Annotated in this window: 6 protein-coding genes; 5 read left to right on the top strand and 1 reads right to left on the bottom strand. The window is 62.1% G+C overall.

Annotated elements, in window-relative coordinates; genetic code table 11:
* The first annotated feature begins 166 nt into the window (after window positions 1-166).
* The 5 genes from OC610_RS20870 (at window position 167) to OC610_RS20850 (ending at window position 4,121) form a co-directional block, all read left to right on the top strand.
* The gene (locus OC610_RS20870) at window positions 167-607 is read left to right on the top strand and encodes a CBS domain-containing protein (protein ID WP_264430395.1); all 441 of its coding nucleotides are present in this window, start codon (window positions 167-169) and stop codon (window positions 605-607) included.
* A gap of 71 nt (window positions 608-678) precedes the next feature.
* On the top strand, window positions 679-1,275 hold the full coding sequence (locus OC610_RS20865) for a paraquat-inducible protein A (RefSeq protein ID WP_264430392.1): 597 nt from the start codon (window positions 679-681) through the stop codon (window positions 1,273-1,275).
* 11 nt (window positions 1,276-1,286) lie between these two features.
* Window positions 1,287-1,931 (top strand): paraquat-inducible protein A, encoded by a 645-nt coding sequence (locus OC610_RS20860; RefSeq protein WP_264430396.1) that lies wholly within the window; start codon window positions 1,287-1,289, stop codon window positions 1,929-1,931.
* On the top strand, window positions 1,912-3,567 hold the full coding sequence (locus OC610_RS20855; RefSeq protein WP_264430391.1) for a PqiB family protein: 1,656 nt from the start codon (window positions 1,912-1,914) through the stop codon (window positions 3,565-3,567). Before OC610_RS20860 ends, OC610_RS20855 begins: the two co-directional genes overlap by 20 nt.
* A gap of 17 nt (window positions 3,568-3,584) precedes the next feature.
* On the top strand, window positions 3,585-4,121 hold the full coding sequence (locus OC610_RS20850) for a PqiC family protein (RefSeq protein WP_264430390.1): 537 nt from the start codon (window positions 3,585-3,587) through the stop codon (window positions 4,119-4,121).
* Window position 4,122: 1 nt separating this feature from the next.
* Here OC610_RS20850 and OC610_RS20845 read toward each other — a convergent pair whose 3' ends face one another.
* On the bottom strand, window positions 4,123-4,752 hold the full coding sequence (locus OC610_RS20845; RefSeq protein WP_264430388.1) for a glutathione S-transferase family protein: 630 nt from the start codon (window positions 4,750-4,752) through the stop codon (window positions 4,123-4,125).
* Between the last annotated feature and the right edge of the window lie 316 nt (window positions 4,753-5,068).

The raw sequence follows: 5,068 nt of genomic DNA, 5'->3' as shown, positions 1-5,068 counted from the left end.
CGGGGATAAATCCCCTCGCCACAACAGCGCACGCTCATCACATCGAGAATAATTTCACCCGCCATGACGGTTTTGGACGACTGACTGCCGCTTTATCGCTTGCCCTTCGCCGTTGGGTCTACGATTCTTTAATCACCCGCAAGAAAACGACACCCGAGGCCTCCCCATGAAAACCGTCGCGCAGTTGCTCCGGATAAAAGACGAGAAGAACCAGCGAGTGCACACCATTTCACCGGACGACATGGTTTTGCAGGCCCTGATGCGCATGGCCGAGAAAAACGTCGGTGCGCTGCTGGTGGTGAAGAACGACGAAGTGCTGGGCATCATCAGCGAGCGCGACTATGCGCGAAAGATGGTCCTGCACGGGCGCTCCTCGGTGGGCACGAAAGTCAGCGACATCATGGTCTCCCCGGTCATTACCATCGATCCTCACCAGAACGTCGAGACGTGCCTGAGCATCATGACCGAAAAACATTTGCGCCATTTGCCCGTCGTGGAGGACGGCAAGCTCGTCGGCCTGTTGTCCATCGGCGACCTGGTCAAGGAAGCGATTGCCGAGCAGGCGGACCTGATCAGACAATTGGAGCAATACATTCGCGGCGAATGATCGACTCGGGCGGGTTGCTCATTTTCGACTCACTTCTATATTGAAGGGGTTGTCCCTGCCCGAGCATTCCGATGGCCGTCACCGACCGATTGATCATTTGCGAACATTGCGATGCGGTGTACGAGCCGGTGGAGCTCGGCCCGCATCAACGAGCCTTGTGCGTGCAATGCCATGCGGTGATCCAGCGGTACGACGGCCTGACCATCGAGCAGCGCCTGGCCCTGACCATCACTGCGGCGGTGCTATGGGTCTTTGCCAATGTCTATCCGGTGATGAGCATCCGGCTCCAGGGCTTGAGCAACAGCGCGACACTCTGGGATTCCGTCGTGGCCCTGAGCCAGGGGCCGATTACCTTCATCGCCCTGGTCGCCGCAGTCGCGATCATCATCGCCCCCGCCTTCCAATTGGCGCTCTTGCTCTGGGTGCTGGGCTACGCCTATTCGAACCGCCGGGCGCCGGCATTCAACCTGTGCATGCGCAGCCTGGAAACGCTGCGACCGTGGAGCATGCTGGAGGTCTGCCTGCTGGGGGCGCTGGTCGCGGTCATCAAGCTTGCCGGGCTGCTCGACGTGCTGCCGGGCATCGGCCTGTTCGCCCTGGGCGCCTTGAGCCTGCTGATGATCCGCATCGCCGGTCGCGATGTCCGCGACCTGTGGGACCGCCTGTGAACGGCGCACCGCTGGGCAACCCGCCCCGGGCCGATGATCTGAACCTGTGCCTGTGCCATAGCTGCGGCCTGGCGTGCGACATGGCCGACGAACCGGAGACCTGCCCGCGCTGCGATGCCCGCCTGCACCGGCGCAAACCCGATACCCTGACGCGCACCTGGGCCTATATGCTGGCAGCCCTGGTGTTTTATATTCCGGCCAACCTGCTGCCGGTCATGAATACCCAGATGCTCGGCGAAGGCGCGGACAGCACCATCATCAGTGGCGTCCTGGAGTTCTGGCACAGCGGTGCCTGGGACATCGCATTGATCATCTTCATCGCCAGCATCGCGGTGCCCGGCATCAAGTTCGTCGTGCTGACGCTGCTGCTGGTGACCGTGCAACGGCGCAGCACCTGGGCCCAGGTCCAGCGCGCGAAGCTGTACCGCCTGGTCGAAGTCATCGGCTATTGGTCGATGCTCGACGTGCTGGTCGTGGCGTTGGTGGCGGCCCTGGTGAAATTCCAGGCGTTGAGCGATATCGAACCGCGACCGGGAATCCTGTTCTTTGGCCTTGTGGTGCTGTTTACCATGCTGTCGGCCATGAGTTTCGACCCACGCTTGATCTGGGACACCCAACCCTTGGAGGAGACCATGGATGAAGTCGCAAGCCACTGACGGACAACCCGCACCGGGCCGCGCGCATGTCACCAGCCGGCGCTGGACGGTCTCGCTGGTGTGGATCGTGCCGATCATCGCGGTGTTGGTGGGCGTGTCCCTGGTGGTGCATAACTGGCTGCAGGAAGGCCCGACCATCACCATTACCTTCAAGACAGGCGAAGGCCTGACGGCCAACAAGACCCCGGTCAAATACCGCAACGTGGTGATCGGCCAGGTGACGGACGTGCAACTGAGCGAGGACCAGAAAAATGTCACCGCCACGGTCAAGCTCGCCAAGACCGCCGATACGTTCACGCACGAAGACTCGGTGTTCTGGGTGGTCAGGCCACGCATCGGCGCGGGCGGGATTTCCGGGATCGATACCTTGCTGTCGGGGGATTTCATCGGCGCCGACGCCGGCCATTCGAAAGTCCGCGCCAAGTCCTTCACCGGCCTGGAGGCGCCACCGCCCATCACCTACGGCGAACCGGGCAAGCGCTTCACCCTGCACTCCCAGGACCTCGGCTCGCTGGACATCGGCTCGCCGGTCTACCTGCGCAAGATCCCGGTGGGCCAGGTGGTGTCCTACGCGTTGGATGCCGACGGCAAGGGCGTCAACATCGAAGTGTTCATCAATGCGCCAAACGACGCCTACGTTACCGAGAACACCCGTTTCTGGAACGTTAGCGGGGTTGATGTGAACGTTGGAGCCAACGGCTTCGCGGTCAAGACCGAATCCCTGTCCGCCTTGCTGGTAGGAGGCATTGCCTTCAGGGCACCGGAATATAGCCCCAACGACACGGCTGCCGCCGAAGACAAGAATTTCGAGCTGTTCGCCGACCAGCAGAGCGCCCTCGCCCCGCCCAGTGGCAAGCCACAGTACCTGGCCTTGCGCTTCGACCAGGCTTTGCGCGGGTTGCGCGTCGGGGCCCCGGTGGAATTCCTCGGGATCGAGATCGGCCGAGTGGTGGCCATGAACCTGGATTTCGACGAGAAACAGCGCACGTTCCCCGTCAACGTCGGCATCGTGATCTACCCCCAACTGCTGGGCAAGGCGCATGAGAAGTTGCTCAAATCCCTGGATTACGACCCGGAAGACGAAGCCGCCGCGGCTCGGCTGGTCGGCAGTTTTGTCGAGCGGGGCCTGCGTGCCCAGGCCCGCAGCGGCAACCTGCTGACCGGGCAGTTGTACATATCGCTGGATTTCTACCCCAAGGCCGAAAGAGTCGCCTTCGACACGTCCGCCCGCCCCCTGCGGATCCCCACGATTCCGGGCAGCCTTCAGCAATTGCAGGAACAACTGCAGACGGTGATCGAGCGGATCAACAAGCTGCCGCTGGAAAGCATCGCCAGCAACCTGGACGGCAATCTCGTCGAATTGCGCAAAGGCCTGTCGCAATTCAACAGCAAGACCCTTCCGGGCGTGCAAAGTACCTTGCAGGACGTGAGCAAGACCTTGCAGTCGGCGAATTCGACCCTGGCGGAAGATTCGCCACAGCGCGAACAACTGACCCAGACCCTGGATGACCTGGGCCGGATGTCGCGGTCGTTGCGCGAACTGTCCGACTACCTGAGCCGCCACCCCGAATCGTTGCTTCGCGGCCGTCCGAAAGACGCCCCGGCGCAAAACCTTTCCTTCCCGGTGAAAGAATGACCCCTGGAGCACGCCTGATGCCGCTGACGCTGAGATGCTCGTTGATCGCCCTGGCGCTGCTGCTCGGTGCCTGCCGCAGCGACCCCATTCACTATCACACCCTGAGCCCGGCCCAACCGGCCGGCCAGGCACGCGCGGGGGTGGATATCCAGATCGAGCAACTCAGCGTGCCGCCCCAGGTGGACCGCACCCAGATGGTCATTCGCCAGGGAGACAGCGGCTTGGCCATCCTGGAGACCGAATGGTGGGGCTCAAGCCTGGCGGATGAACTGCGTAGCAGCCTCGACGAACAACTGAGCAATCCCGGCGCGCCGAAGCGGTTGCTGCGGGTGGACGTGCAGCGCTTCGACTCGATTCCCGGTCGGTACGCACGCATGGACGTGCAATGGCGATTGCGCAGCCTTGGCAACGCTGCCAGCACCTTGACCTGTCGCAGCAGCTTGCAAACGCCGGCCGCAGGCAATATCGATGACCTGGTTAAGGGCCATCAGAATAACGTCCGGCAGTTCGTCGAACTCGTCGGGCAAGCGGCCTCGCGCAACGCCTGCCCGTAACTCACTCAGGCCAGTGGAGTGAAAGCACCGGCGCGACCCGGGGGTGGCGGTCGATGCGCTCGAGCAAGGCATAGAACTCGGGGCGGGCGCTGAGCATCGCTTCCCGGGTCTCGACCCATTTCGTGATCACCGCCGCCAGGATGTCCAGCGCTCCGGGCTCGGCACCGCCGAGGAAGGGCGTCGCGGGAAACTGGTCGGCAAACAAGGCCCAATTGCGATACAGGCGTTGTTTCGTGCCAGCCACCAGTCGCTCCCGCACAGCCTCTTCCCCCTCGGGTAACCAGCGTTCAGGAAAATCGATAATGCCGATGGGGGTGTAGCAATTGGCGGCGATATAGACCAGGCCGCGTATGACCTGCCCGCGTTGGGCCGGATCTTCCGGCAGCAGCTTCGATTCGGGAAAGGATAGCCCCAGGTGGATCAGGATCGCCGCTGCCTCGGTCAGGACCGAGCCGTCCGGCAGTTGCAAGGTCGGAACCTGCTTCTGCGGATTCAACGCCTCGAGTTCTTTCGCCGCGTCATTGTCCTCGGTCGAATACGTATCGACCCGGCGGTACGGCACCCCACACAGATACAGGGCAATTTCCACGGCCGAGGAACCCGACTGACTGTGGCCAAATAACTGATACATATGCCTGCCTCCTGCAAAGGAATTCAGCGGGTAGAGCCCGAAGGTCCGTGAGCGTTCCATCAATCTGATGGACAACAGCCCGACGAGCTATCACCGCCATCGATGTTCACCATCATTTCAATGAAGTTCTCCTGACGGGTGCCCGGCGCAACAATGGCCCCACACAAACAAATACCCCCCGGAGCACACCATCATGAAACGCCAAATCATCCTCAGCGTCGCTTTCTCGGTCCTGGCAGCCAACGTCTTCGCCGCCTCGTCCCAACCCGTCATTGCCGAAGGTGGCTCCGATCGCCTGATCGAAAAACGCGTCGCC

The organism is Pseudomonas agronomica, from assembly GCF_025917275.1.
Taxonomy (GTDB): Bacteria; Pseudomonadota; Gammaproteobacteria; order Pseudomonadales; family Pseudomonadaceae; genus Aquipseudomonas; species Aquipseudomonas agronomica.
Note: the sequence above shows the minus strand (reverse complement) of the source record. Positions and strands in the feature narration are given on the sequence as shown.

Bases quoted from the DNA above. Each gene is read 5' to 3' on its own strand.
- OC610_RS20870 (WP_264430395.1), top strand. From the start codon at position 167: ATGAAAACCGTCGCGCAGTTGCTCCGGATAAAAGACGAGAAGAACCAG.
- OC610_RS20865 (WP_264430392.1), top strand. From the start codon at position 679: ATGGCCGTCACCGACCGATTGATCATTTGCGAACATTGCGATGCGGTG.
- OC610_RS20855 (WP_264430391.1), top strand. From the start codon at position 1,912: ATGAAGTCGCAAGCCACTGACGGACAACCCGCACCGGGCCGCGCGCAT.
- OC610_RS20850 (WP_264430390.1), top strand. From the start codon at position 3,585: ATGCCGCTGACGCTGAGATGCTCGTTGATCGCCCTGGCGCTGCTGCTC.
- OC610_RS20845 (WP_264430388.1), bottom strand. From the start codon at position 4,752: ATGTATCAGTTATTTGGCCACAGTCAGTCGGGTTCCTCGGCCGTGGAA.